This is a genomic window from Syntrophomonas curvata (genome assembly GCF_052976825.1).
Window position 1 is genome coordinate 2,242,724 of sequence record NZ_CM129641.1, and the last position, 26,774, is coordinate 2,269,497.

A 26,774-nucleotide genomic window follows, 5' to 3' on the forward strand; every position below is an offset into this window, starting at 1 on the left:
TCATACCGCTACCCGGGCTTGAAGCAAGTGCGACGGATTTAGGATCAACACCACATTGCCATCGCCCATGATAGTAGCGCCTGTATATATCTTTAATCCGGCCAGTTCCTCGGCCAGGGCTTTGACCACAAACTCCTGTTCATTTTTAAACCTGTCAACTATGAGCCCAAATTTGCAACCATCACAGGTTATTACCACAACCGAAACCGCTTCCCGGGCGGCGCATTCTTTTACCGCGTCGCTGTCATTTCCGAATTGCAGCACATCGTGCAGGCTGACCAGCGGAATTATTTCCTCTCTTATATCGGCCACCATGTTGTTGTTGTAAGTGCGAATTGAACTGCCGGGTAATTTAACCGTTTCCTCTATCGCATCCAGGGGAATGATAAAACGCTGCTCATAGCTCTCTACCATGAGACCGCGAATAATGGACATAGATAACGGAATTCTTAACGAGATGCGGGTACCCTGATCCAGGCTGCTGTTCAAGCTGACCGACCCGCCTACTTTTTCTATGTTGGTCTTGACTACGTCCATACCTACCCCCCGTCCGGAAAGCTCGCTGACCTCTTCCCGGGTACTGAAGCCGGGGGCAAAGATAAATTGAAAAGCATCCTCACTGCTCGTATTTTCTATCTGGTGCGCTGTCAGCAGACCCTTTTTCAATGCTTTAAGCTTGATTTCATCGGGATTAAGCCCTTTGCCGTCATCGATGATCTCTATCAATACGTGATTGCCCTGATATCCTGCCGTCAAACGAACCTGTCCCGCAGGATTCTTACCTTTGGACTCGCGTTCCCGGGGGTTTTCGATGCCGTGGTCAACGGCATTACGCAGCATATGTACCAGGGGGTCATTGATGGCCTCGATTACCGTCTTGTCCAGCTCAGTGTCTTCACCTGCGATAATGAAGTCCACTTGTTTGCCTGTCTTCCTGGCAGTATCCCGAATCGTACGGGGGTAACGCTGAAAAAGGACTCGCAGTGGAACCATGCGGGCAGACATGATGGCATTCTGCAGTTCATCTGATATTCTCGCCAGTTCCGCTGCCACCCCTTTAACCTCCCGGGCCAGAGCCGGCATGTCATAGTCCAGCCCGATAGTCGCGGCCAGGTGGAAGATACGGTTTTTCGATATTAATAATTCCCCAATCATGTTCATAAGCCGGTCCATTTTTTCCTGGCTTACCCTGATGGACTGGCCGCCAAGTTCACTGTTCTTGGCCTGTTCAACCACCTGGGTTTCTTTTTCCCGGGCTATGGCCTGTTTAGCCAGGGCTATTTCCAGGTCGCCCTCTTTTACCGTACCCGCATCCACCAGAATGTCCCCCAGTCGTTTTTGCTGGTTTAAGGCCCAAGCCAGCTGTTCTGGAGTCAGTTTCTTTTCCGATATAAGTATCTCACCTATCTTTTTCTCACTGTACTCAGGCGGTACGTTGTCAAGCAGGAAACGAATGCCTCCTATCTTCAGGTTCATCAGCCTTTGCATGGTCTCATAATTGGAGTGCAGAAATTGCAGAAGTTCGTGAGTAACCATATCCTCTTCCGGTGTATATTTATCTAAAAACTTGAGCGAGTTGTCCACTTCGGTCATCAACTCTTCGTAGTCCAGGTAACGGGCGGTGGAAGCTATACTCTTAAGTGCCCGGATATACTGCTTGGTGCGTTTGGAATTCATGGTCTGACCCTGTTTTATGGTATTGATTATACCCAGCATAGACTCCAGGGCCTGATTGCTGATATTCATAAAAGCGGCCAGTTGCTGCGGCAGTTTTTTATTGCTGTCGTCTCCCGGCCCCTTCTCTACGGCTTCCTGCTTTTCCTGAGATAATGAGTCTATGCGTTCCAGCAAGTTCTCCAGGGAAAAGCCTTCAACTTCATTTCCTTTAAGGATTGCCACCAGTACTGTGGTTTTGTCTACCACCGCCAGAATTATATCAACTACTGCCGGCGAAAGCCGCCGGGACAGATTACGGTGCTGTTGCAGCAGCGATTCGGCGGCATGGGTCAGGGCCTTGATGGCTGCGATCGGGTCAGCGGGGCTATTGCTTTCCTGCATACTGGTAATTACCCCTGCTCCGCCTTTAATACTGTGGAACCCCCGCAGAATGGTATTAAGAATCTCAGAGTCTTCCGGATATTTTTCCGCTTCAACGCATTTTTGCTCGATAGTTTCCAGGTGCTCCAGCGTCTCTTCAATAAAATCCGCCATCATTTGCTCGTATAAGGGCGAGAGCTGCACCTTGATTGAAGCATCGGCGCCGCTATCAGCCCCGGTCGTGCCCGGGTTCGACTCAGCCGAAGCCAACTCCCTTTTACGCAATTCCTCTACTTCATTGATAAACGCTTCATAACCCAGTTCGTTCAGTTCTATCTCAAATACATCATCAACCTGATCACCTTCAAGTTTGCTAACCTGACTGCCGAGTTGCCTGATAAGGCCGTTTAATATATCAACTCCCCGCAGCAAGGCATCGGTTATTTCTGAGTTACTGGTATAAAGGCCTTTTTTCATATCGGTCAGGAAAGACTCCAGGACGTGGGCGGTATCCTTGATAGGGGTAAGATCCAAAAAACCTGCTACACCCTTAACTGAATGCATGGCTCTAAAGACTGAATCCAGCAAATCAGAGGCAAAATCAATTTCCAGACGCAGTATACCTTCTTCAATCCCATGCAAGTGTTCGGTAGATTCCTCTAAAATGCCATGTAATATTTCCAGGTCGTCAGCTTCAAAGGTGTATTTCAAATCCAAGCCACCCTTCTCTATTTGCCTAAAAGCATACGGATATTCTCTACCAACTCATCCGGGTCGGTAGGTTTTACTATATAAAGGTTGGCGCCTGCTTCAAATCCCCTTTGTTTATCCTGCAGTTCATCTTCGGTGGAGATGATGATTATGGGCAGATCTTCATAGCGGGGGTCTTCCCGCAAGCGTTCGATCAGGGTATACCCATCCATGTTGGGCATGTTTATATCGGTAAGACAAATCAGCAGTTCCCCGTCGCTGCTGTATATTTTTTCCAGAGCATCCGCCCCATCCAGGGCAGTCACTATTTCCAGCCCGATACTCTTGAGAATATAACTGTGAAAGTTACGTATCATCTCCGAATCATCAACTATGAGGACTTTCTCGCCCATGAATTCCCCTCCTAACCAAAAAGTTTCTTATGGGTTGCGTGCATCTGCCACGGGCTTTGCATCTGTAATCAGCGTTGATAAACTATCTGCTCGTTAAGGCGGCGTATCCTGAAGGCCGTACTGATACGGCTCAGAGACTCGGCATGCCCCAGGAAAATGAATCCCCCCCTGCGCAGCATGCCGTAGAATTTATCTACTACCTGTTTGCGCGAGACATCATCAAAGTAAATCAGCACATTACGACAAAAGACAAAATCATAATCCTCTTCGTAGCGCAATGCCTTTCTGTCCATAAGATTAAGGTGTTCAAAAGCAACCATATCCTTTATATTTTGGCTTATGGCATATTCTTCCGCCGAAGGTGCGGTAAAGTATTCCTTGAGGTAGGCTTGAGGAACATCTTTTACTGAACGCCGGTCATACACTCCCCGTCGGGCAACTTTCAGTACGTTTTCGTCGATGTCAACCGCCTTGATCAATACCCTCCAGGCGGAAAAACCATCCAGCATTTCCCTTAAGATTATGCCCAGGGTATAAGGTTCCTCCCCGGTAGAGCAACCGGCACAAAACACCTTGATGGTCCTGCTGCCGGCGTCCAACTTCTCCCGGGTGATTTCCTCCAGGCAGGATTCAGCGAACACCTGCAACTGGGAAAATTCACGGAAGAAATAGGTTTCATTTACGGTTAAAAGATTCATTAATTCCTGAAACTCCCTACCTTTGGGATCAAATATTTTAAGGTGCCTGATATAGTCCTCGACTCTTTCAAAACCCCCGGCATCCATACGTTGCTGCAGCCGTTTCTTTATATAGTAGATTTTGTTTTCCTCATAACTTATTCCCGTACGCTCATAAATCAGGTTCCTTAATTTGATGAAGTATTCCAGAGGCAATTCCAAATCTAACACCCCATTTGCTGGTTGAGTTTGGATACAGAGCGCTCAATCGTTTCCAACAGGTCGGGATCACCCGCCTCATCCTTAAGCTGCATTAAAATGGGCACCGCTTCAGGGTTTCCATACAGGCCCAAACCTTCCGCTGCTCCCATACGGATAAGCGTCTGGTCATTTTCCAGATACTCGATTAACAGCCGGTATATTTCCTGGTTCCGGTACCGGCCCAGCAGCACCAGCAATTCATATTTATTGATAGCGGTAATATCGCTTCTAAGATAAGCCGCCAAGGCCTGCAGCAGTTCGGATGGTATTTCTTCACGGGGATAGCGCACCAGTATGCCTTCTATGGCATTGATAATTTCCTTGTGCATTACCTGACCCTTCTCCTGCATTAAAGCAATAATCAAAGGCAGGTGGATATCGGCGCCTTTGCGGGCCACAAATTTAAGGAAGGAATATTGCTCCAGAAAGCTGATATTCTCATAACGAGGATACATCTTGTTTATACAGCGAACAGACTCCTCATCCCCAATAAGGGCCAGGGCTTCCAGACAGGTACACCGCAGCAGCACATTATCCGTTCTGGCAAATAATCGGTTAATCCGGTAGGTACAACTGGTATCCTCCATATGGCCCAGATATTCAACCGCGGTAATCAGATTATTAATGTCCGGGTCATTTAAGGCTTCGGCAATCAATTCCGAAGTGCTGAGAATCTTTAGCTGGAATAAAATGTCCAGAGCAAATTTCCTGATATCTTTGTCGGGGTCGCCCAGGAGCTTTCTCATAAACTCGGTGGCGAATTCTCCTTGGGTAGACAGTATTTCTATGCTGGCATTACGAATAAATGCATCATCGCTGCTTAACAGTGGGACTATCTTTTCAACGACATCCCTGCCCTTGATCCCCTTGAGGCAATTAACTATCACTTCCCGCACATAACGCGAAGTCTCTATCATCAGCCTGCTGATCAAGAGCTGCACCCCTCCGGGTATTTCCTCAAAGATGATATCCTCCGCAGCAAAAGCCCGTGTTTTCTCATCCCCGTCATTTAAATTGGCGACTAGTTCATCAACATTTGTCAAAAGGCCCCACCTCCTGGATATAATCCACTGTCAATTTATATTTAAGTAGCAAAAAACGTGCCATAATCAGGAAATACCCCAAAAGTCCCAAATATTAGTCCCAATATATTTTGCAGGAGTAATTTCCCGTATGTTTTTTCGACATCCGGTGTACAATATCGTTTCATTTTCGGACACTTCAGTCCCATGTCCCATTGAAAAGGATGCGGCTAACCATCCTCTGCGGAAACAGCTTGTGCCCCACGGATACGCCCTTGGGGTGTTCCGTGGGGCTGATAATGACAAAAAGCGCAAAGCCTCTCCGGATAGGAGAAGCTTTGCGTTTTGCATAGCTCATTCACTCTCTCTTATATCTGCCCCTGTCCCGGTCTCTCCGGGACAGGGGCTGTGAACGACTAGTTTAGTTTAGCTTGGTATTCACCGGGGAAATTCTTCAAGGTAGTAAGTACCGGAGCTGGAGCTGCCTGACCTAGGCCGCAGAGACAAGCTTTGGACATGACCGTCCCCAATCTTTCCAATAGGGACAAATCTGCGCCGGCGCCCTGACCCGCATCCATTTTTTCCATTAATTCGTGCATGCGTTTGGTTCCTTCCCGGCAAGGCGAACACTTGCCGCAGGACTCATGTTCGAAGAAGCCTGCAATTCTGGCTACCACATTTACAATATCCCTAGTTTCGTCCATTACAAATACTGCACCTGAACCAAGCACGGCGCCGATAGCGGTCATGGAGTCAAAATCAATCGGTGTGTCCAGCATGGATTCAGGGATGAAACCTCCCGACGTCCCGCCAATCTGCACCGCCTTGAACTTTTTGTCACCTCTGATGCCTCCGCCGAAATCATATATGACCTGACGGATGGTGGTGCTGGTAGGAACTTCGTAAACGGTGCGGCTATTGACATCGCCGGTTAAGGTCAAAACCTTGGTGCCCGGATATTTTTCCGCCCCAATAGCCTTGTACCAATCTGCTCCCTTTTCCAGAATTACCGGAATATTGGCAAAGGTTTCGACGTTGTTTACTATGGTGGGTTTTTGCCATAAACCGATTACCGGCGGGAAGGGTGGTTTAAATCGGGGCTCGCCCCGATGCCCTTCTATGGATTCAATCAGGGCGCTTTCCTCACCGCACACATAGGCCCCGGCTCCCATTCTTACTTCAATATCAAAACCACCCAATATGCCCTTTTCCTTGGCCTGGGCTATGGCCTGGTTAAGGATTTCAACCACATAAGGGTACTCCCCGCGGCAGTAGATATAACCCTTGGCGGCGCCTATGGCATAACCGCAGATAGCCATACCTTCCAGCACTGAATGGGGGTCATTCTCCATTATCGTGCGATCCTTATAGGTTCCAGGTTCACCTTCATCAGCATTGCAGACTACATATTTCTGCTCGGACTGTACTTTATAGGAAAAGCTCCATTTCATACCGCAATTAAATCCGGCCCCGCCACGTCCACGCAGCCCGGATTTTTTGATTTCTTCGATCAAAGCTTCCTGCCCCATGCCGCAGGCTTTTTCCAGGGATTTGTAACCCCCGGCATTGATATAGTCTTCTATTTTCAGAGGATCTATCCTGCCCATGTTGCGCAGCACGATGCGCATTTCCTCAGCCATGCTGTTCCCTCCTTTCAACTTCATTAATTATTTGCATTCAGCTAAAACAGCGGGTATTTTTTCTGCAGTCATATCACCATACGGTTTACTGTTGATAGTTATGACCGGTGTGGCCTGGCACTGTCCTACACATTCGGTAAACTCCAGGGTAAACTTGCCATCGGCCGTGGTCTCCCCCATTTTGATGCCCAGTTCTTTTTCCAGCGCATGTACTACTTCGTGCGCACCAGCCACATGACAGGGTGCGCTCTCGCAAATCCGGATTATATATTTGCCGCGCCCGCCGATTTTAAGATAGGAATAGAAAGTGGCAACTCCATAGGCTTGCGCTTTGCTCATATCAAAAACCCCGGCTGCATAGCCTACGGCATCTTCGGGTATATAATTGTACTCTCTCTGCAGCGCGTGATAAGCTTCAATAATTCCGCCCGGCAGTTCCTTATACCGGTCGATTATTGCCTTATAGTCAGCCATTACTTTTCACCTCCCTCTAGGTTAAGCCTGTTCTCAATCTTATTATCAAAGAAATAACACTAATCCGTTTTCCAATCACATATCTCAAAGATTCTAAAACCAGATACTACTGGTATCTAGGATAATAACCGACACTGCGGTACCTGCTTCAACCGCCGGACTCCCGGCAGGCAGATCAATCAGAGCATTGCAGTTTATCAGTGAACGGATCATTCCCGGCTTTTGTCCGGGTAAAACCTTTACCTTCCAGTTGCCGTCATCAGCAGTTAAATGGGCACGTACAAAACGGCGTCCGCCCTTGCCGCTTACCGCGTCCAGGCATCGAGCCTCGACCCGGGGGCAATAAGGCTCTTTTTTTTGCAGAGCGCGAATTACCGGAGCAGCCAGCAATTCATAACCTACGGCACAGGCGGCAGGATTGCCGGATAGAGAAATCAGCATTTTTTTATTGCAAACCGCCGCACCATTATGTCCGCCAGGCTGAATAGGTACTCCCCAGAAAAGGATTTCCCCTCCCAGTCGGTGAAATAACAGGCTTGATTCTGCCTGCTCCCGGGCATAGGTTCCGCCTATAGTGAGCAACAAGTCTGCCTCCGCCATTATTTCCCGCATCCGGGTAACAAGCTCCCCTGCCTTAGCATCAACGGCCCCCGCCGCTGTTACATGAGCCCCGTCCCGAATGGCTTGGGATACCAATAAAGGACCATTGCTGTCTCTCATCTCCCCGAAAGCCGGTTCACGTTCCCACGATACCAGCCGGTTTCCCAGACTGAGCACCGCTACCCGCGGTCGTGGGTATACCGCTAATTCGCTTTTCCCCAGCGCGGCCAGGGCCGACAGTAATCCGGGAGTAATTACATCTCCCGGCTGGGCCAATAATTCGCCCGTCCTGAAGTCTTCACCAACCGGGCGAATAAAACTGCCATCGGCTATAGCTTGGCCCAGGTATACCTTCTTTTCCCGGACGTCTGCTTCTTCATAGGGGACCAGAGCAGCAGCATTTTCAGGAATCACTGCCCCGGTAGCAACTTCAAACGTCTCTCCCTTTTGCAAAGGAAGAGGTAGCCGCTCTGCTGGTGATGAACCGGTGATGGAAAGGGTTTTTTGACCTTTAAGGTCATCTCTGTGGACGACATAGCCGTCGCGAGCCGCTAACGCACGAGCCGGCAGGTTTTCCGCCACGACCACTTTTTCAGCCAGTACCCGTCCGCCGGCCTGCAAAAGAGGTAATCTTTCCACCGGTAAGGATATGAGGTTTTGCAATAAAAGCCGCTGAGCTTCTTCCAGACTCACATTAAGCTGCATGATCCGACCTCCGTTCTTAAGGGCCAATGCTCTTGCCAAAGGGGCAGAGCGGGTAATGACAAACTTTACACTCTTCACATAGACCGCCGTGGCCCAGCGCCACTATATCCGCCCTGCTTATGCGGTCACCGGCAAATATACGGGGCAATAAGAGGTCAAAGGTTGTGATACGGCTATAGAGAGCCCCGGCAGGTACGCCGCAAATAGGAACATGCCCGCGATAAGCCAGCATATTCTGGGAACCGGGGAGGGCAGGGGCGCCATAGAAAACAACCTCGGAGCCGGTAGCCCTTATACCCAGTGGAGTTACATCATCGGGATCCACTGACATGCCCCCGGTAACCACAACCAGCTCAGCCCCTTCTTCGATGTAATTGTGAATCTCCCGGGCAATTATTTCAGCATTGTCCGGAACGATTACCTGCCCCATAATCCTGCCCCCAAATGGAGCCACCTTCTTGCGGATCAACTTGCCGAAGCCGTCTTTAATCTGACCATTATACACTTCGCTGCCGGTAGTAACGATCCCTACCCACAGCGGATGGAAAGGCATAATTGAAATCAGCGGTTCCGGGGCCGAAGCTAATTTTTCGGCTTCCTCCAGGGTATGCCGTTCAATTGCCAGAGGAATCACCCGGGTTCCCGCAACGGTCTGACCTTGGACCACAGCCCGGTTATTATGCATAGTAGCCAGGATGATGTTCTCCAGGTTGTTAATCCAGTTCAGCCGGCTCACATTTACCTTCAGTAACCCGTCATATCGGGCACAGAGATTAACCCTTCCCTGGCTGGGTTCAGTCAATCTCAAGCCCTGGCCGGCTGCTCGGCCGGCCAACCTGGTAGCGGCCTCATCCTCATGGACCATATTATCTTCCGGCTCCCATACGTAGATATGTTCCTTGCCCATGTCCAGCAGATTAGGAATATCAGCCGGGGTTATCAGCTGTCCCCTGCGATAGGCCCTATATTTTTCCTGTCCGGGTATTACTTTGGTAATATCATGGCAGAGCTGCAGCCCCACTGCCTCTTGAACAGGTACCTTCTTCATATTGATGCCTCCTACAATTTTGCCAGTTTAACCGCACAGACCTTGTATTCGCCAGTTCCGGTAATCGGATCCAGGTGGTGGCTGGTAACTGCGTTGGTAGGAGTTTCACTGTAATGGAACGACATCCAGATTACACCCGGAAGAACCCGGTCGGTAACCTTGACGGCAGTCTCAACTGCTCCCCGGCGGGAGGTAACTTTTATCTTGTCACCGGTATTTAAGCCGATTTTTTCTGCATCGGCGGGATTTACTTCCGCCCACTCACGATCCCATATACTCATGATGCTCTTGGAGTAGGGAGTAGTGACATTATAGTGCTGCAGAATCCTGCCGGTGGATAAGAGGAAGGGATATTCCTCGTCCGGCATTTCTCCAGGCGGTATATGCTCGGAAGGCTGGAATGATCCCAGGCCCCGGGTGAATTTGCCTGCATGCAGGAACTGGGTTCCGGGATGCTCCAAGCTGGGGCAGGGCCATTGAATACCGGTTTTATCAATCCGCTCATAATTGATGCCGGCCATGGAAGGAGTCAGTGAAGCCATTTCATCCCATATGTCCTTGGGACTGTCATAGTCGGCCGGATATCCCATGGCATTGAACATGGCGCAGATAGACTGCCAGTTAGCCCGCCCGGGAATAGGTTCGATCGCCTTGCGTACCCTTTGCACCCGACGTTCGGTGTTGGTAAAAGTACCGTCACATTCGGCAAAACTGGCTGCGGGCAGGATAACATCGGCATATTCCGCCGTTTCCGACAGGAATAATTCCTGTACTACCAGAAATTCCAATTTTTCCAGGGCTCCGCGGATATGGTTGCTGTCAGGGTCGGTAAGAACCGGATTTTCACCGAGGATATACATCGATTTGATCTTGCCTTCATGAGCTGCTTCAAACATCTCAGGAATCTTCAGGCCCACTTTGTCCAACATAGGTCTGCCCCAGGCTTTTTCAAATTTTTCCTTTATTTCAGGTACGGTTACATTCTGGTAGCCGGAGTAGACATTGGGCAGGGCTCCCTGGTCACAGGCTCCCTGAACGTTGTTCTGTCCGCGGATAGGACAAACGCCGACCCCGGGACGGCCCAGGTGCCCGGTCAGCATGGCCAGGTTGGCACAGCTCATAACATTACGGGTTCCGCAAATGTGTTCGGTTATTCCCAGGGTATAGAAAAGCATAGCCTTGTCGGTAGTGGCATAGAGGCGGGCAACAGCATACAGATCCTCAACGGAAATGCCGGTTATCTCAGCAACCTTTTCCGGAGGATAGTTTTCTGCTATAGCTTTCATTTCTTCATAGTTTTCGGTGCGTTCTTCTATAAATTTCTTGTCTTCCAGGCCTTCTTTGATAATGATATGCATGAGTCCGTTGAGAAGAGGAATATCGGTACCCGGATTCTGACGCAGCCAGTAGTCGGCTTCATCGACCAGGTCTATGTGGCGCGGGTCACAGACGACCAGTTTGCAGCCGTTGCGGGCTGCCTGTCGCATTTTGTAGCCAATAACCGGGTGAGCTTCCGTAGTATTGGTTCCTATAAGGAACATGAGCTCGGCGTCGGTGGAAATCTCATTGATGGAATTGGTCATAGCGCCGCTTCCGAATGTAGTGGCCAGACCGGCCACAGTCGGCGCGTGTCAGGTTCGGGCGCAGTGGTCGACGTTATTGTTGCCCATAACTGCGCGGGTAAATTTCTGAACCAGGTAGTTCTCTTCATTGGTACAGCGGGCAGAGCTCAGAGCGGCAAAAGAGCCCGATCCGTATTTTTCTTTAATCTCACCAAAACGTTTTGCTATCAGGTCGAAGGCTTCCTCCCAACCGGCTTCTTCAAATTGCCCGTTTTTCTTGATCAGCGGGGTGGTAAGCCTCTTTTCGTTATAAATGTAATCCCAGCCAAAACGGCCTTTTATACAGAGCCGGCGCTGGTTTACCGGGCTGTCCGGATTGGACAGAACGCCGATTACTTGGCCGTCTTTTACCGCCAGGTCAAAATTGCAGCCCGTTCCGCAGAAGGGGCAGGTGGTTCTGACCCGTTCGATCTCCCACCGACGGCCTTTGCCGGCCATACTCTTTTCCTGCAGGGCTCCGGTCGGACATACGGCCACACACTGTCCGCAGAAAACACAACTTTCGGAATCGATATAATCCACATCGCCGGCAGTAGTAGCCTTGCGCCGGAACCCGCGGTTAATATAACTCAGGTTATCGGCGCCGGTTAATTCTTCACAGGCCCGGACACAGGCGCCGCAAAGAATACATTTGTTGAGGTCACGGATAATAAAAGGATTGGAATCGTCTATGGCATAATCGTGCTTTTCTCCCTGGAAGGGACTTTCTTTGATCCCATACTTGTAGCAGTAGTCAGCCAGCTTGCAGTCGCCCAGTTTATCACAGGTCATGCAATCCAGGGGATGATTGGCCACCAGTAATTCCAGAATGGTGCGCCTGGCTTCCGCGATGTCCGGGGACTCCGTATGCACTACCATGCCTGGACTAACCGGGGTTACACAGGATGCCGGGAAAAGACGATTTCCTTCCACTTGTACTACGCAAAGGCGGCAGGCTCCCAGGGGTTTTAACTCCGGGTCATAGCAGAGCCGGGGGATTTCTATCCCTATCTGGTCGGCTGCCTGCATTATAGTAGTACCTTCCGCAACTTCAACCTCCTTTCCATCAATGATCACTTTGACCATTCCCACTCCGATCACTCCTTCCATAACTCTTGCTTGCTCTCAAGTCAGATAAAAAAACAAAAAAACCCCCGCCTAACCTGGAGGTTCAAATAATTGCACCGGATACAGCTAAAAGAAGTCCAGAAATAGCAATTATCTGGTCCTTATCAGGCGGTCTCGGGCTCCTTTCCAAAATCGGGAGGCGAACCTGTTTCCAGATTCACCCTATCGGCTTTACACCATGGCTTTACGGCTTTAGGCATACCAAGCTCGGAGCAATGTAAAACGGCAGGCCTTTCTTCAATCCCCCCTCCCTTAATCATTCGCCAGACAGAGAATTCCCCGCCCGGTTATTTATCCATATACACAGAAAACAGGTATCCGTACCGGCAAAAAGCACATACAGCTACCTGTTTTGATAAAAACAAATAGTTATATTGCAACTCCTTTCCACAATACGGGGAGGCACAGGCGTTTCCCTCTGCACCCAGGCCTTTTAGCCATAGTAAATCACCTTAGGTTAAAAAGCTCGGAGCAACTTGTTTGTATAAAAGACAGGCTAGTGACAAAAAAGTACGCTACACCCGTCCCACGATAGAACGTTTATCAGGTACTCCTTTCCACAGTACATGGAGGCACAAGGTGTTCCCCTCTACCCATAGGCCAAAGCCCCAGTCCGACAGCCCGGAGCTTGTCTCCTGACCGGAGCCGGGTCATAAAAGACAGGGTACTGGTAAAAAGCACACTACACCTCTCCAAATAAAACAGACGGATAATGTGCTCCCTTCCGCAAACGGGGAGGCGTTTCCCCCGGTACCCAGCCCAGTAACCCTGGCTGGCAAAATTTGGGCTAAAAGGCTCAGAGAAAGAAATCTTGATTTTTTGCAATATTTCTAAATTTATAGTAAATATTTGTAATTATTCTAGGAGAAGTCGGAATTTATGTCAAACCATTTAATGGTAAGTATAAAATTAATTTATACTCCGCATGATAAGAATTAGATATCAGAACGTTTAATGCATGAAATTTGGCCTATATGTTTTTACGATGGGTTTAATAAAGAAATTTTATATCGTTTTAATACGGTTATGAAGTTCAGGAGATTTACAACAGCTGGTTCTCCTGACCCTCTGCTTTCTGAATCATCCGTATCCTCGACGGACAACCGGTATCTGCACGTTGACCGCCTCCGATTCATGATAATCCTTACCAATTACTCTCATTACTTCCCGCCCTGCGGTGGAGCGTAACGTCAACCGGGTTGTTCGTTCTGTCCGCACATGCCCTCGCCGTTCAATATGATGTCCAGCATGTCCCCGGACACTTGATAATTAAAGATTTTTTGATAAAAATCCTGGGCTTCCTGCTTGATATTTATATCCGGAAAGCGTTCGGGATAAAGCAGATGCGCAGTCCACATTACGGCCAGCGGTGTTTCCACCCCCTCGGCATTACCCCAGCGGGATATGCCGCCGGGCATCTGATAAACCCTGCTTTCTTTTACCGCCTTTAAGGGGGACCACCGGAAACTGCCGCTGATATATTTTGCTGTCTCAGGTTCATTTACCAGGATCACATCCGGGTCCCACTGCAGTATCTGTTCCAGGCTGGCAGAATTCTTGCCTCCAAAATGCCGCAAAGGCTGATCCACCGATACATTTATGGCTCCAGCTGTCTGGGTCCAATCAGCTGCCAAAGTGTCCGGCCCATCCGTATCAGTGGCTTCGTCCGTTGCGCGGTAGACCCGCACCCGCTCTGCTTCAGGAATAGTTGCCGCCACTTTCCGGACCTTATAAATACAATTCTGATAGTAATCGTTATATAGCTTCCCCCGCTCTGCTGCCCCCAGAGCCTGAGCGATAACCGTAACAGCATGCTGCTGTTCCTCTATACCGGAGTAGTCCACCGCCAGGTAAGGAATATTGGATTTTTCCAGTTTTTTCGCTTCGGCCGGATCGGCTGCGGTACTGTTTTTAACCAATACCACATCCGGGTCGGCTTTAAGTAACTCTTCAATATCTATAGAGCCTTCTGCAACGGGTACCAGCGCCCGGCTTATGTCCGGATAGATTTCATTCAGCAATACATCTTGCTTCAGATCATCAGGTACGGCAACAATTTTGTCACCCTGGCCCAGCATAGCGGTCGCATACCCCGCAAAAGCATATAAACAGGCCACCCGTTCAACTTTAGCCGGGACTTGCACCCGGCGATCCAAGCAGTCGGTGACGGTAATAGTTTTCCCCCCACCGTCCTGGTTGGCCCGCCAGTAACGTAATCCCATAACCGCCAGCAGGATTATCAATAATATTAACATCAGCCGGAGATATTTTCTGTCAGTCACTGTTTTCCCCTCCTAATTATTGATTATTTCTTCGGCATACTTAATGGAGCCGCTTGGCTTGACAAGATGGAGGAATCCAGCGGGCAGGCAATCACCCTGATACTAACATTATATAAGATTAAAATGTTTTTTCCACTCAATCCGGCAGGCGCAGGCATACCAAGGCCGGAAGCACCCCCATAATCAGAGGGTGCTTCCGGCCTTCTTTGAACATGAATCCTAGGGCAAATGAACGAGAGAATGCCTAAGGAAATCTTAGCGTATTCTATTTTTCATAGGGAGTTACTATCCATTTCAGGCAATTGTCTTTTTTGCCGCCGAAAACATCATAACCTTTAAGGATATCATTTAAAGGAGCACGGTGGGTGCACAGGAAGTTGGTGCTGATCTTGCCCTTTTCAATGAGCTTGATCAGCTCGGGAATACGGTTGGCGTTCACCAGCCCCATGCTGATTCTGATGTTCTTAATCCATAAGGTGTTCATGGCAAGTTCCTGGGGCTTTTCAAATACGCCGATCAGGGAAACGGTGCCGCCTGGCCTGACGCTGTCTATAGCCATATCAAAGGTTGGCTTGAAACCGTTGGCTTCAATGGTGACATCGGCGCCGCGGCCTTGAGTCCTCTCTCTGATCGCATCTCCGACACTGGCTACCTTATTAGGGTTAACGCCCACGTCGGCAATACCGTTCTTGACCGCGAAATCCAGACGATCCTGATTGATGTCAACCGCAATAATCTCAGCGGGTCCCCATAGCCTGGCGGTAGTCATGGCACACATGCCCACCGGGCCGCCGCCCATCACGGCCACTGTGTCGCCAGGCTCAATGCGGCCTTGTTCGGCGCCGAAATAGCCGGTGGAAAGTATGTCGCCGACGAAAAGCACATCTTCTTCCGTCAGCCCTTCCGGTATGGTGAACATGCCCAGGTTGGCATGGGGTACCCGAACGTATTCGGCCTGGCAACCGTCGATCATGTATCCGAAAATCCAGCTGCCGGTGGTGCAGTGAGAATAGACGCCCCGTACGCAATAGAAGCATTCGCCGCACTGGGTCACACAGGAAACGGCAACCTTGTCCCCCACTTTGTTATTCCGAACTGCGGGGCCTACCTCCACGACTTCTCCGACGAATTCATGACCGATAATTCTTCCCGGCTCTACTTCGGGCATGCCGCCATGCCAGATATGAATATCAGTTCCGCAGATAGTTGATGTAGTGACCCGTACTATAGCATCATCGGGCTCAATAATCTTGGGTACCGGAACATCTTCCAGGGCTATTTTCTCAGGGCCGCGATAAACCAAAGCTTTCATGGTATCAGCCATTATAATTACCTCCTGTAATTTTACTTTCCTCTATAAATTCTACCCACAAAAAAAGGCCCATATTATTTACGAAGCTGTCAATCTTTTAAAAGCACTTCATAAAAACATAGGTCTTCACCTGGAGCCACCTGTATCAGGTTTCTCCGCAAACCACCTAAAGTTGCGTTTTGCTTTTTACTCGCATAATACCCGATCAAACACTATCGCATGCATCCAAAAATCATTTTCCGGTTCTAGTTCATAGGCTTCATGTATAGCCCTGGCCTTCAATCTTTCTTCGAAATATGGGATGTTATCCAGCAGCGAATGCTGCTTGACCACCTGCATTCGTGCTGCTCGTACCACCTCTCTTCCTGACGGAGTTTCATTAATGAATTTCTCAGGCATTGTGAGAAACCCTTCTCCCCTGATTACCAGCATATCGTCCCAGATAATTATCTTGGTATAGTCAACACCCTTACCCAATTTTTGCTTAAAATATTTTTCCATATGGACTTTAAATTCATGCTGTAATTTTTTGCGCTCCTGCTCATTTAGCTTATGCCTGATACCCTCCTCCTTATCAATAATTTCGGTAATATTTATACAAGGCGCCATCACTATTCCCCTGCCATTTTTTAAAATTCCCAATCCAACCCTAATAAAAAACAAAGCCAATATTTACATTAACTACGCATTTTAAAGCAATAGTTTCATAAATATTGGTCTTTTCGGAGCCACCTCAGGTTTCTCCTTAAACTACCATAAATTAAGTTATTTTCAGTCCGAAACTGCAGACATTAATAAGGCCGGTGCAACCTCTAACGCCTATAGAATCAGACTAGGTTACGATAAGTAAGGAGCGTTTTAATAAATATTACACTTCTCTATTTAGAGTATAAATTAAGTACACTTTTAATGGCAAGCGCTTTCTGAGCTTATTATTGTCCAATATGTCCCGTCAGCTGGCTTATATTGAAACAGTCTTTATTTTTATCCATCTTTTAATATATTTTGCTTCTTTTGCCTGCCCTATCAACAAAAACTTCGCCTTTAACCAGCGGCTTGACCTTTTAAGCCTGCCACTGCCAGCTGTTACTGGGCTTGCTGAATGACCGGTTGACCATGGCAATATCGAAGGTCATATTATAAAAACGGCGATAAAAGAGCAAACTCTCGGCCCGCAAATCAAAATGATATATCTCGGGGTGCAGCATGTTGGCCATGTACATAAGCCCCAGTACCCAGCGAGGGCTGCCGAAATCCCAGCCTGGAGACGGGTAATTATACACTTTCTCTTCCTGTACTGCTCTGATGCCTAGCTTCTGCCGGCGGCATTCATCCAAGAAATCCTCTCGGGAAACAGAAAGAAAAGCAGATATGAATATTACATCCGGATTCAGCTTCTCCAATTCTACCGGAGTTAAAGTCATACCCGGACGACCTTTTAACTCAGTCTCCTGGTTGACGCTAATTCCGCCGGCCAGTTCTACCATCTGGTTCTCAAAACGTTCGCCTTTAATCGCGAACAGAGGTTTGCCCATACTATAGTATACCCTTGGTTTTTCCTGTATGCGGCCGTAGCCATTTCTGATTATTCTAATCTTCTCTTCTATATATGAGGCCAGTTCTTCCGCTTTTTCCAACCGGCCAACTCTGACGCCGTAACTCCTGATCAAGCCCAGGTACTTATCCGGGTTCTGCAGGTCATGGTGCAACTTGTCCAGGCCGTCGTTCAGGAGCACGTCTTCCCAGAGCTCGACTACGGTTTTCTTTTCCCTTACACCTATAGCCAGCAATACAGCCTCCATCATTTCCATCGCCCGGGTTAAGGGATATCCGCCCTGAAAGCTTCCCTCCTGGTACAGCTCAACTGCCGCCCGCCCCTTCAAGGCAATGCTGCCACCGCATTGGGGGCACTCATCCCCCTTTTCTCCGGTCCCAGCAGCTTTTAATTTAGCCCCCATGGGGCCGTAGAAGTCACGACGGTAAAGCAGCCGGCCGCATTGCGGGCAAAAGGTGTTGAGGTATCGGGTCCCGGGTGAATTAAACAGATAAACATAGTTTAAATAATTTCTTAGCGCGGCAACCAGTTCTTCCGCTTCCCGAATGGACATTTCTTTGTCCAAAGCGGCTACCTCCATAGGCAGAAAGCGCATAACCTGCAGGGGAATATCAGGGGATATGCCGGCTATAACATTAGCAAGAGCTGTAATCTCCCCTTGCTTGTTCCCTTCAGCTATACATGACACTTCCACATGCACCCCTTGCCGGTAAAGCCTTTCCAGGTTGCGCAGCACCGGCCGCACTGTGCTCCCTCCGCAGTTTTTGTATGACTCGTCGGCAAGTCCCTTGATGCCGATATTAATAAAATCCAGGTAAGGAATAATCTCTTGCAGGGAAGACTCGGTAAAATACGCATTAGACGAGCATCCCACCAGTAGTCCCGCCTTTTTTGCCTCCCGGGCCAAGTCCAGGAAAGTAAGAAAAGAAGCCAGCGGGTCATTCATAAGAAAAGCTATCCCCAGGCAACGGTTTTCCCGAGCCAGGTCAATCACCTGTTTCGGAGAAAGCGGTTGCAGGGCGTTGCTGGCAGGCTTCATTTCCCCAACAATTACGGTGGAAATACACCCCGGGCAGCTAAAGTTGCATCCGGCTGTGGTAATCTGCAGGAATTTGCCCCCGGGATAAAAGTGCAGCACCGGCATGGTTTCTACGGAAATAGGACAAGAAACCAGATAGCGATGCGGATATATTTCTACTATATCGCCGCCTGAATTCCGGTACATGCCACAGGCTCCCGTTCTTCCCTCGGGAATATAACATCCCCGTTCGCAAATCCAGCACCGCATCAGGCCGACCTCCTTATCATTATCCATAAACCGGTTTCATCCTGATTTATTTCAAAATCGTTTATTCCGGCCTGCTCCAGTTTGGCTTTATAATCAGCCGCTTTGCTCTTGCCCACCCGCTGCTGGCGCAGGTTATTCCAATCCGGGTCCCGTAACAGCATTTCTTTTTCCACTTGCTTCAGCAATTCTTTATTGCCAAACCCCCCGCCGATACAGGTCATTCCCCCGGGAGCCAGTACCCTATAGATTTCTCGAAAGGCCCGGGCCTGATCTTCCCAAAAAAACAGGGAACCCCGGCTAATCGTCAGGTTAACACTTCCATCCGCCAGAGGTATGGCATGCACATCCCCCTGCAGGGTTTTAACCCTGGCCTCCAAACCGCTGTCATGGATATAACCCCTAGCCAGATCCAGCATTTCAGGAGATTCATCAAACAGTATCATTTCCAATTCGGTGATTCGCGCCAGAGCCAGTCCCAGGTACCCGCCTCCGCATCCGATGTCCAGGCAGCAGCCGCTTTTTATCCCGGTCCGGGCAATTATTTGTTCTGCTATTACCGGATATATCGGGGCGAAAACTTCCCGGGCAATCTTATCGAATTCAACAGCGTTAATTTCCATGTTCACTTCCTCCTTTTCGGCTTATAACCATTTCCAGTTGCGCTGCGGTCTGCTAAAAGAGCGGTTGATTTCGGCGGCCGAAAAATCAATGCCATAAAATCGCTGATAAAAGTTTTGGGCCTCCTTCTCCAGGTCAAAGTTAAAAATATCCGGGTGAAGGATATTGGCAATGTTCATTAACCCCAGAATCCAGCGGGGACTGCCGAAATCCCACCCGGGGGCAGGATGGGCGTAAATCCTCTTGTTTCTTACGGCATCAACATCCAGTCCCAGCTCCAGGCAATCCTGATAAAACGCCTCCGGAGAACAGGCGGTAAAAGTTGAGGTGAAAATATACTCCGGGTTCAAGGCAACAATCCTTTCCACCTCTACCCGCTGCCCGGGCCGCCCCTGGTTAACCAGTTCCCGGTTAACAGAAATGCCGCCCGCCGCTTCCACCAACTGATTTTCCAGACGCTCACCCTTGATGCAGAATAGCGGTTTACCCATGCAATAGTAGACCCGCGGGAATTCCGTCATGTCTTGCCATCCCTGCCGGATGCTTTGTACCTTTTGCTTCATATAGGCAGCAAGTTCCCCTGCTTTTTCTTCTTCGCCAACCGCGCTGCCAAACTCACGTATAGTTTCTATATAGGAATCAAGGTTCTGGTAAAATCGGTACAATTGTTGGAAACCGTTGTTTTGCAGCACTTCTTCCCAGGTTTGAACCAGCTTTTCCTTATCCTTCAGGCCAATACTGACAAGTATGGCCTCTATCATTTCCAGGGACCGGGTAAAGGGATATCCCCCGGTGAAACCGGTATCCTGTTCCTCTTCTGACGGCGCTGCCTGACCGGTATAGTAGATTTCATGCCCGCAACCAGGGCAGGTCTTTCCGTTTTCCGTTATTATACTCATATCAGGCCCACGGTTTCTTGCACCCATGGGGCCATAGAAATCACGGTCAGCAATCAGTTCTCCGCAAACCGGGCAAAAAGTATTGATATAATCGCTTCCGGCCGAGTTAAACAGATATACGTAATCCATTGATTTTTTTAATTCGACACACAGCTTTTCCGCTTCCTGGATTGACGGTTCCAGACTGATATCGGCAGCAGCGAAGGGGATGAACCGCATTAATTGCAGGGGTATGCGGGGAGAAATCCCGGCCAAATATGCTGCCAGAGCCATTACCTCTTCCCGGTTGTCCCTCCGGTACATGCAGGATACTTCCAGGTGCACCCCATGGCTGTAAAGCCTTTCGATATTTCTTAGAACCGGCGCTATTGACGACGCGCCACAGGCTTGATAAGCCTGATCACTCATCCCTTTAAGGCCCACATTGATAAAGTCCAGATAGGGCAGAAGTTGTTCCAGAGCATCTTCGGTAAAATAAGCATTGGTTGAACAGCCTACCAGCAATCCCTGCTTTTTAGCCTCGCGGGCGACATCGAGGAATGTCTTGAACGATACTATAGGGTCGTTCAAGACAAAGGCGATGCCCAGGCAATCCTCTTCCAGCGCCTGGTTTACCAACTCTGCCGGGGTCGCATTGCGCAGAGCCGAACTGGCGGGATCCATCTGTTGCACAATCACTGAAGAAATACAGCCGCTGCAGTTAAAATTACAGCCGGTGGTAGTAATTTGAAGAAAACGGTTTCCCGGGAAGAAGTGCAGCATCGGCATGGTCTCAATCAGAATAGCTCCGACCTGTAAAAAACGATTGGAATAGAGCTCCTGAATCTGGCCACCATGACTGGTGTAATGCTTACAAGCGCCAATTCTGCCTTCATTAAGGTTGCATCTTTTTTCACAGATATTACATTGCACCGTTTGGCCTCCTTAATAATCTCGCAAATTATATCAGGGGCAAGGGTGTCAGCTTGCCCCCTTGCCCCCTGTACCTGCACCGATTGATGGGAATTGCTTTACAAGTCGCCGGAATTCTTTAGCAAGGACTTTAATTCATTATCAGACAAATCATAATGATAGAACTTTTTATAGAACTCCCGGGTCTCTTTTGCCATATCATATTTATAGACATCGGGGTAAAGCAGGTTCCCCAGCCATTTCAAGCCTATTATCCGGTTTACCGAAGGGGGACGGTCAAACCAGTTGAACGGACCGCTAGGAACAGCATAGACCTTTTTATTCCTTACCGCAGCAATGCTTTGCCATTTGGAATCAGTCAGCAGCTTGCTGTAATATCCACCCTGAGTATCGTTCCAGCTCAGAATAACATCAGGATTCCAGGCCAGCACCTGTTCCAGCGAAACCGGAGTCATGCCCATGCCGCCTTTCATAGCTACCTCAGCCACATTTACGCCGCCCACGATATCCAGGGTCTCGGTATGGCGCGATCCCTTCGGGTCAGTCTCCAAACCGCCGGCTCCCTCGGCATAATATACTCTGATACGCTGATCTTCTGAAATAGTTTTGGCTTTGGTTTGGATATCCTTAGCCGTTTCGCGGCAGTAAGCCCCCAGTTCGTTGGCCCGCTTTTCCATATTCAGCAGCTTGCCTGCAAATTCATACGCTTTATCCAACTGCATCAAATCATCGCCATTAATCATTACCACGGGCAAGCCGGTTTGTTGCTGAATTTTATCTGCCTGCTCGGTATCCAGATAGCCTACGGACAGAATTACATCAGGGTTGATCCTTAATAGTTCCTCGGTATTACAGGTAGCTTTAGCATACCAGCCCCCCAGATTGGGAAGGTTATGATACTCGGGAAGTATATATTCTTTCTCTCCCGGACGCAGTTCATAGTTCCAGCCAATCAGCAAGTCGGGGTCTAAAGTATAAACTAAAATGGTGCCGACCGGACTGACGCAGAAGACCTTGTCAATCTTAGCCGGTACTGTAAGCTCTCTTCCCGCCATATCCGTAATAGTACGGGTTTCAGGTTCTGCTGTTTTGCCTGTTCCCTTTGCCTTTTCCTGCCCGCAGCCAGCCAAGCAGCAACTCATAACCAGAGCCAGTATGGTCAGCAGGATTACTAATTTTCTTCCTTTCAGCAAGATATAACCTCCTATCGTTTTGCCAGTTTTTACAGGTATGAAAACTCTTCCAGCCCTATGCCAGGGCATAGATTGGGTCTGATTTTTTTGTTGGGGCCGATTCCCGCTCCGGTATTTGATAGCCGGAAGGGATACAGACTTTTAACTCCTTATTAAACCGGTTCCTGACCGATAAAATTTCCACCTCCACACCATAGAGAATTTTGAGCCTTTCAGCCGTTATAGCTTCGGCCGGGGTTCCACTGTGCAAAATCCTTCCCTCGTTTAAAAGCACCACCCGGGTAGAATAGAGGAAGGCATGTTCAGGAAAATGGCACGACATCAAGACGGCCAGGTTAAGTCCCGCCAGTTGTTTGATGTGGCTTAAGACCTTGATTTGATTGCCAAAATCGAGACTGGAGGTAGGCTCGTCCATAATAAGGATTTTCGGTTCCTGAGCCAGCGCCCGGGCAATCAGGACCAGCTGCCTCTCCCCTCCGCTTATCTCGGTATAAATCCGATCCCGCAGGTATGAGATATTAAGCATTTCCAAAGACCGTTCGGCGATTTTCACATCTTTGGGGGAAGGTGAAGCGAAGGGCTTGATATGGGCGGTCCGCCCCATCAGAACCACATCCAGCACCTGAAAGGGAAAGGGCGGGGTATGCATCTGCGGAATATAGCCGATTACCCGGGCAATCTGGGCAGAAGTCCAGTGCTTGATGTTTTTACCGTCCAGCAGCACCTCCCCTCCGTGGGTCGGCAACAATCCCAGAATGGTTTTAATAAGGGTTGTTTTACCGCAACCGTTAGCTCCCAGGAGACCGATTACTTCCCCCTCGTTTATTCTGAGGGAAATGCTGTCAATCACATTTCGCTGCCCGTATCCGCAACTCAGGTTTAAAAGCTCCAGTTTCATTTCCATCCCCACTTGCTGTTTAATAATAAATATAGAAAAAAAGGTACCCCTATAAGCGCAGTCAGAATCCCCAGCGGTATTTCCATGCTGGCCAGCAGGCGAGCCAAATCGTCAACTAACAGCAGATAGCCGCCGCCCAGCAAAATAGACGCCGGCAGCAATACCCGGTAATTAGGACCTACAATCATCCGGGCCAGGTGTGGTATCACCAGGCCCACCCATCCAATAAGGCCGCTGATGGAGACGGATGCCGCCGTCATAAGGGTACAGCAAAGGATAACTATTGCCTTTAAGCGTCTGGTATTGAGGCCAAGTACCTGAGCCTCCTCCTCCCCCATGGCCATAACATTAAGCCGCCAGCGTAGTAGAAAAAGCAGTATCATTCCCGCCATTATCGGCGCCGCCACCATATATATGTCCTGGGGAGCAATGGAAGCCAGACTCCCCATTAACCAGAAGGTAATAGCCGGCAGCTTATCATAGGGGTCAGCGACATATTTGATGCAGGAAATAGCCGCCGTAAACAGTGAGCCAATCATGATGCCGGATAGTACCAGAGCCAGCATGGGGTCATGCCGAATCTTCAGGCTGATTCCGTAGGTCAATGCAACTGCCGCCAAGCCGCCTATAAACGCCATTATTTGTATCCCAACCATGCTAAAGGAAAAATATATACCCAGAGCTGCTCCAAAGCCTGCTCCAGCTGAGGCCCCAAGTATATCCGGAGAAACCAGCGGATTTTTAAACATCCCTTGGTAGGCAGCTCCCGCAGTAGATAGTGCCGCTCCTATCATTATGGCGGCCAGGATGCGGGGCAAGCGCACCTGAAAAATGACTGTTTCCACCGTATCGCCCCACCTTTGTTCCAGGGGCAATACCCGGGCGGCTAAAACCTCCAAGAGCTGACCGGGAGGTACCGAGTATCGCCCCAGAACAAAGGAAAGAATAAAGATAAGTATGAGCGCAATTAAAAGAGCCGCAATCCTCCAAGCATTGCCCTTTCTATTTACTGTTGCTGCGATTTTGGGCTTGAAAACTGTCTGCACCCTAGTCTCCTTTCATAAAAGGCCAATTTTGAAGGCAGGTTGTAAAACGGCTGTTTTTTAGTTATGTAAAGTTGGCTGATATTTTGTTTTTTAGATTTTTGTTTTAGTTTGAGTTTGGTTTCGTTGCTTTTTATTTATTTCTATAGGGCTTCGGATATTCCTGCTTGATTATCAATTTTTCTTTATAAAATTCTTAAATGGGTCAAGGAACGACAAAATGAGGCCCGGTCATGGGCCTCATTTATATGCCGATTTATCTGTTTTTCCTATTCCCTCCCTGCCCGGGGGCATACCCCAAGAGCCTCGTGGAGGGCGGCCTTATTAGCCTATCATTATCTTTCCTTTAGCATAGCGGATTTCAGGCTGTTTCTGCCGATATGCCAGAGCAAAACCCAAGGTAAGCGGGCCCACCCGGCCGAGAAACATGGTGATAATTATAAGTATTTTAGCTAACGGGCTTAACTGAGTGGTGAGTCCCAGGGTAAGCCCTACGGTACCGAAAGCGGAGACAACTTCAAATATTATTTTATGCAATTGCGCCTCATAGGTAAGCGATAGCAAAATGACCATTATAATTACCGTGAAGACCGCCATAATTGATAAGGTAAAAGCCTGCATAATATCATTGCTTTCCAGGCGGCGCTCAAATAATTCTATATCCCTTTTACCTCGAAGCTGGCTGTAGATGGCAAGCAGAAGTATGGCAAAGGTCGAGGTCTTTATTCCCCCGCCGGTTGAACCGGGGGATGCGCCTATAAACATTAATATTATGATTATTAACTGGGAAGATAAAAAAAGGCTATTTAAGTCGATAGTGTTAAAGCCTGCTGTGCGGGGAACCACGCCTTGAAAATAGGCAGCCAGTATTTTGGTTCCCAGGGGCAAGCCCTTCAGCGCATGATTGTACTCGCCGATAAACAGGAGCAGGGTTGCAGCCACTATGAGTATGGCGGTCATAAGCAATACTACCCGGGAATGCAGGGACAGTCCCCGGGTCTGACGATAATGGTAAAGTTCATAGTTTACATAAAAGCCCAGCCCTCCGATAATAATCAAAGTGCTTATAACCAGATTAACGCCAATATTGGCTGTATAGCCGGTTAAACTGCGAAAGCCTCCCATCAGATCGATGCCGGCGTTATTAAAAGCCGATATCGAGTGAAACACTCCGTACCACAAGGCTTTCCCCCAGCCCAATTCTGCTCCCCACAGCAGCATCAGCAACACCGCCCCCAAGGCTTCCACCGCAAATGTAAAAGCAAGCAGATACCGGAAAACCTTTACTACCCCGCCCACTTCAGATAGATTCATGGCCTGCTGCATCACCAGACGCTGGCGCAACTGTATCTTCTGCCCCAAAAGCATGGCAAATACCACCGCAAAAGCCATTACTCCCAGACCTCCTACCTGAATCAACAGCAGGATAATAATCTGCCCTCCCAGGGTCCAGTTAGTGGCCGTATCTACTGTTACCAGACCGGTCACGCAGGTTGCCGAAGTCGCTACAAAGAGACAGTCTATATAACTGGTGTGGCCGTTTGCAGATGCTCCGGGCAAAAAAAGCAAAAGACTGCCCGCCATTATTACGGTAAAAAAACTTAGAGCCAGCCATTGGGCGGGACTTATTTTATGCTCCATTTTTAAACGCTATCCTATTCCCAATCAGATAATTTCTGCAGGTCTTCATTGCTTCCCAAGGCAACCAGTATATCTCCATCATAAAGCCTTTCTTCCGGCCCCGGAGCTACAATTATGTCATTGCCTCTTTTTATGGCCAGTATGGTTACCCGCATCTTTTTTCTTAACCCGATGTCGACCAGGCTTTTGTTGTTGAATACCCGGGGAGCCAATAGTTCAATAATCCCGTACTCGGGAGACAGGCTGATCTGCTCCAGGAGATTGCGCGAAGCCAGAGAACGTGCCAGTTTTACAGCCATATCCCTTTCCGGATAAATAACCAAATCAGTTCCTATCTTTTCCAGCACCCTGCCATGGAGAGCATTCTGCGCTTTGGCTATAACCTTTTTTACCCCCAGCTCTTTAAGGATAATGGTGGTAAGTATATTGGCCTGAACATTTTCGCCTATAGCCACGACTACCACATCGAAGTTCCGAATCCCTAGCTTTTTAAGCGTCGCTTCGTCCATGGAATCGGCTTGAACTGCATGGGTGGCTATATCTATGGCATAGTTTATCCTTTCTTCATCACTGTCGATGGCCAGCACTTCATATCCCATATGACTAAGTTCTCTTATCAGGCTTTCACCAAACCGGCCGATACCAATAACAGCAAACTGTTTGTTCTTCACGGTTGATTTCCTTCTTTATACAATAATTTTTTCCTGCGCTATTATAGCACTTTTATTATTAATCAGCACTAATTTTCCTGCGCCGGTTTAAACCGTCGTAAATACACGCTTGTCGGCTTCATCACCTCTAATAATATGGTAAACGCAGGCGATTTACTAATTACAA

20 protein-coding genes and 2 riboswitches are annotated in these 26,774 nt (G+C 48.8%); all 20 genes read right to left on the bottom strand.

Going from position 1 to position 26,774, the window contains the following annotated elements:
* The 20 genes from ACU70B_RS10110 to ACU70B_RS10205 all read right to left on the bottom strand — a co-directional run bounded on the left by ACU70B_RS10110 (window position 1) and on the right by ACU70B_RS10205 (window position 26,608).
* Window positions 1-2,748 carry a chemotaxis protein CheA gene (locus ACU70B_RS10110; RefSeq protein WP_447183420.1) on the bottom strand — a complete coding sequence of 916 codons (2,748 nt, stop codon included), beginning with the start codon at window positions 2,746-2,748 and terminating at the stop codon, window positions 1-3.
* Between the two features lie 17 nt (window positions 2,749-2,765).
* The gene (locus ACU70B_RS10115; protein WP_447183421.1) at window positions 2,766-3,140 is read right to left on the bottom strand and encodes a response regulator; all 375 of its coding nucleotides are present in this window, start codon (window positions 3,138-3,140) and stop codon (window positions 2,766-2,768) included.
* Window positions 3,141-3,208: 68 nt separating this feature from the next.
* The gene (locus tag ACU70B_RS10120) at window positions 3,209-4,039 is read right to left on the bottom strand and encodes a CheR family methyltransferase (protein WP_447183422.1); all 831 of its coding nucleotides are present in this window, start codon (window positions 4,037-4,039) and stop codon (window positions 3,209-3,211) included.
* Window positions 4,040-4,041: 2 nt separating this feature from the next.
* Complete coding sequence (locus ACU70B_RS10125; RefSeq protein WP_447183423.1) at window positions 4,042-5,121, bottom strand: HEAT repeat domain-containing protein; 1,080 nt, start codon at window positions 5,119-5,121, stop codon at window positions 4,042-4,044.
* Window positions 5,122-5,516: 395 nt separating this feature from the next.
* Window positions 5,517-6,740, bottom strand: coding sequence for an NADH-quinone oxidoreductase subunit NuoF (gene nuoF / locus ACU70B_RS10130; RefSeq protein ID WP_447183424.1), 1,224 nt, complete (start codon window positions 6,738-6,740; stop codon window positions 5,517-5,519).
* 27 nt (window positions 6,741-6,767) lie between these two features.
* Window positions 6,768-7,214, bottom strand: coding sequence for an NADH-quinone oxidoreductase subunit NuoE family protein (locus tag ACU70B_RS10135; RefSeq protein WP_447183425.1), 447 nt, complete (start codon window positions 7,212-7,214; stop codon window positions 6,768-6,770).
* 93 nt (window positions 7,215-7,307) lie between these two features.
* Window positions 7,308-8,519 carry a molybdopterin molybdotransferase MoeA gene (locus ACU70B_RS10140; RefSeq protein ID WP_447183426.1) on the bottom strand — a complete coding sequence of 404 codons (1,212 nt, stop codon included), beginning with the start codon at window positions 8,517-8,519 and terminating at the stop codon, window positions 7,308-7,310.
* Between the two features lie 16 nt (window positions 8,520-8,535).
* The gene (locus tag ACU70B_RS10145; RefSeq protein WP_447183427.1) at window positions 8,536-9,567 is read right to left on the bottom strand and encodes a molybdopterin-binding protein; all 1,032 of its coding nucleotides are present in this window, start codon (window positions 9,565-9,567) and stop codon (window positions 8,536-8,538) included.
* An 11-nt stretch (window positions 9,568-9,578) separates the two neighbouring features.
* The gene (gene fdhF, locus ACU70B_RS10150) at window positions 9,579-12,260 is read right to left on the bottom strand and encodes a formate dehydrogenase subunit alpha (protein WP_447183428.1); all 2,682 of its coding nucleotides are present in this window, start codon (window positions 12,258-12,260) and stop codon (window positions 9,579-9,581) included.
* 139 nt (window positions 12,261-12,399) lie between these two features.
* Window positions 12,400-12,521: riboswitch (molybdenum cofactor riboswitch) on the bottom strand.
* Between the two features lie 139 nt (window positions 12,522-12,660).
* A riboswitch (molybdenum cofactor riboswitch) is annotated at window positions 12,661-12,780 on the bottom strand.
* Between the two features lie 706 nt (window positions 12,781-13,486).
* Window positions 13,487-14,578 carry an ABC transporter substrate-binding protein gene (locus ACU70B_RS10155; protein ID WP_447183429.1) on the bottom strand — a complete coding sequence of 364 codons (1,092 nt, stop codon included), beginning with the start codon at window positions 14,576-14,578 and terminating at the stop codon, window positions 13,487-13,489.
* A gap of 265 nt (window positions 14,579-14,843) precedes the next feature.
* Window positions 14,844-15,902, bottom strand: coding sequence for an alcohol dehydrogenase (locus ACU70B_RS10160; protein WP_447183430.1), 1,059 nt, complete (start codon window positions 15,900-15,902; stop codon window positions 14,844-14,846).
* A gap of 174 nt (window positions 15,903-16,076) precedes the next feature.
* Entirely contained in the window at window positions 16,077-16,499 is a 423-nt protein-coding gene (locus tag ACU70B_RS10165; RefSeq protein ID WP_447183431.1) for a Na-translocating system protein MpsC family protein, read from the bottom strand.
* A gap of 455 nt (window positions 16,500-16,954) precedes the next feature.
* Window positions 16,955-18,733: a radical SAM protein gene (locus tag ACU70B_RS10170; RefSeq protein WP_447183432.1), complete on the bottom strand. Its 1,779-nt coding sequence runs from the start codon at window positions 18,731-18,733 to the stop codon at window positions 16,955-16,957.
* A complete protein-coding gene (locus ACU70B_RS10175) occupies window positions 18,733-19,353 on the bottom strand; it encodes a class I SAM-dependent methyltransferase (RefSeq protein WP_447183433.1) in 621 nt (206 codons plus the stop codon). The genes ACU70B_RS10170 and ACU70B_RS10175 overlap by 1 nt, the downstream gene beginning before the upstream one ends.
* A 21-nt stretch (window positions 19,354-19,374) precedes the next feature.
* Window positions 19,375-21,162 carry a radical SAM protein gene (locus ACU70B_RS10180; protein ID WP_447183434.1) on the bottom strand — a complete coding sequence of 596 codons (1,788 nt, stop codon included), beginning with the start codon at window positions 21,160-21,162 and terminating at the stop codon, window positions 19,375-19,377.
* A 98-nt stretch (window positions 21,163-21,260) separates the two neighbouring features.
* Window positions 21,261-22,355, bottom strand: a complete 1,095-nt coding sequence (locus tag ACU70B_RS10185; RefSeq protein ID WP_447183435.1) for an ABC transporter substrate-binding protein — start codon at window positions 22,353-22,355, stop codon at window positions 21,261-21,263.
* 55 nt (window positions 22,356-22,410) lie between these two features.
* Window positions 22,411-23,253 carry an ABC transporter ATP-binding protein gene (locus ACU70B_RS10190; protein ID WP_447183436.1) on the bottom strand — a complete coding sequence of 281 codons (843 nt, stop codon included), beginning with the start codon at window positions 23,251-23,253 and terminating at the stop codon, window positions 22,411-22,413.
* Entirely contained in the window at window positions 23,250-24,299 is a 1,050-nt protein-coding gene (locus tag ACU70B_RS10195; protein ID WP_447183437.1) for a FecCD family ABC transporter permease, read from the bottom strand. Before ACU70B_RS10195 ends, ACU70B_RS10190 begins: the two co-directional genes overlap by 4 nt.
* Before the next feature lie 321 nt (window positions 24,300-24,620).
* Window positions 24,621-25,937, bottom strand: coding sequence for a TrkH family potassium uptake protein (locus ACU70B_RS10200; RefSeq protein WP_447183438.1), 1,317 nt, complete (start codon window positions 25,935-25,937; stop codon window positions 24,621-24,623).
* A gap of 14 nt (window positions 25,938-25,951) precedes the next feature.
* On the bottom strand, window positions 25,952-26,608 hold the full coding sequence (locus tag ACU70B_RS10205; protein ID WP_447183439.1) for a potassium channel family protein: 657 nt from the start codon (window positions 26,606-26,608) through the stop codon (window positions 25,952-25,954).
* Between the last annotated feature and the right edge of the window lie 166 nt (window positions 26,609-26,774).

What these genes read in the sequence shown, in the direction of transcription:
- ACU70B_RS10165 (WP_447183431.1), bottom strand. Translation starts at nt 16,499, where the DNA reads ATGGCGCCTTGTATAAATATTACCGAAATTATTGATAAGGAGGAGGGT.
- ACU70B_RS10135 (WP_447183425.1), bottom strand. Translation starts at nt 7,214, where the DNA reads ATGGCTGACTATAAGGCAATAATCGACCGGTATAAGGAACTGCCGGGC.
- ACU70B_RS10160 (WP_447183430.1), bottom strand. Translation starts at nt 15,902, where the DNA reads ATGGCTGATACCATGAAAGCTTTGGTTTATCGCGGCCCTGAGAAAATA.
- ACU70B_RS10145 (WP_447183427.1), bottom strand. Translation starts at nt 9,567, where the DNA reads ATGAAGAAGGTACCTGTTCAAGAGGCAGTGGGGCTGCAGCTCTGCCAT.
- ACU70B_RS10190 (WP_447183436.1), bottom strand. Translation starts at nt 23,253, where the DNA reads ATGAAACTGGAGCTTTTAAACCTGAGTTGCGGATACGGGCAGCGAAAT.
- ACU70B_RS10175 (WP_447183433.1), bottom strand. Translation starts at nt 19,353, where the DNA reads ATGGAAATTAACGCTGTTGAATTCGATAAGATTGCCCGGGAAGTTTTC.
- ACU70B_RS10140 (WP_447183426.1), bottom strand. Translation starts at nt 8,519, where the DNA reads ATGCAGCTTAATGTGAGTCTGGAAGAAGCTCAGCGGCTTTTATTGCAA.
- ACU70B_RS10200 (WP_447183438.1), bottom strand. Translation starts at nt 25,937, where the DNA reads ATGGAGCATAAAATAAGTCCCGCCCAATGGCTGGCTCTAAGTTTTTTT.
- ACU70B_RS10170 (WP_447183432.1), bottom strand. Translation starts at nt 18,733, where the DNA reads ATGCGGTGCTGGATTTGCGAACGGGGATGTTATATTCCCGAGGGAAGA.
- ACU70B_RS10115 (WP_447183421.1), bottom strand. Translation starts at nt 3,140, where the DNA reads ATGGGCGAGAAAGTCCTCATAGTTGATGATTCGGAGATGATACGTAAC.
- nuoF (WP_447183424.1), bottom strand. Translation starts at nt 6,740, where the DNA reads ATGGCTGAGGAAATGCGCATCGTGCTGCGCAACATGGGCAGGATAGAT.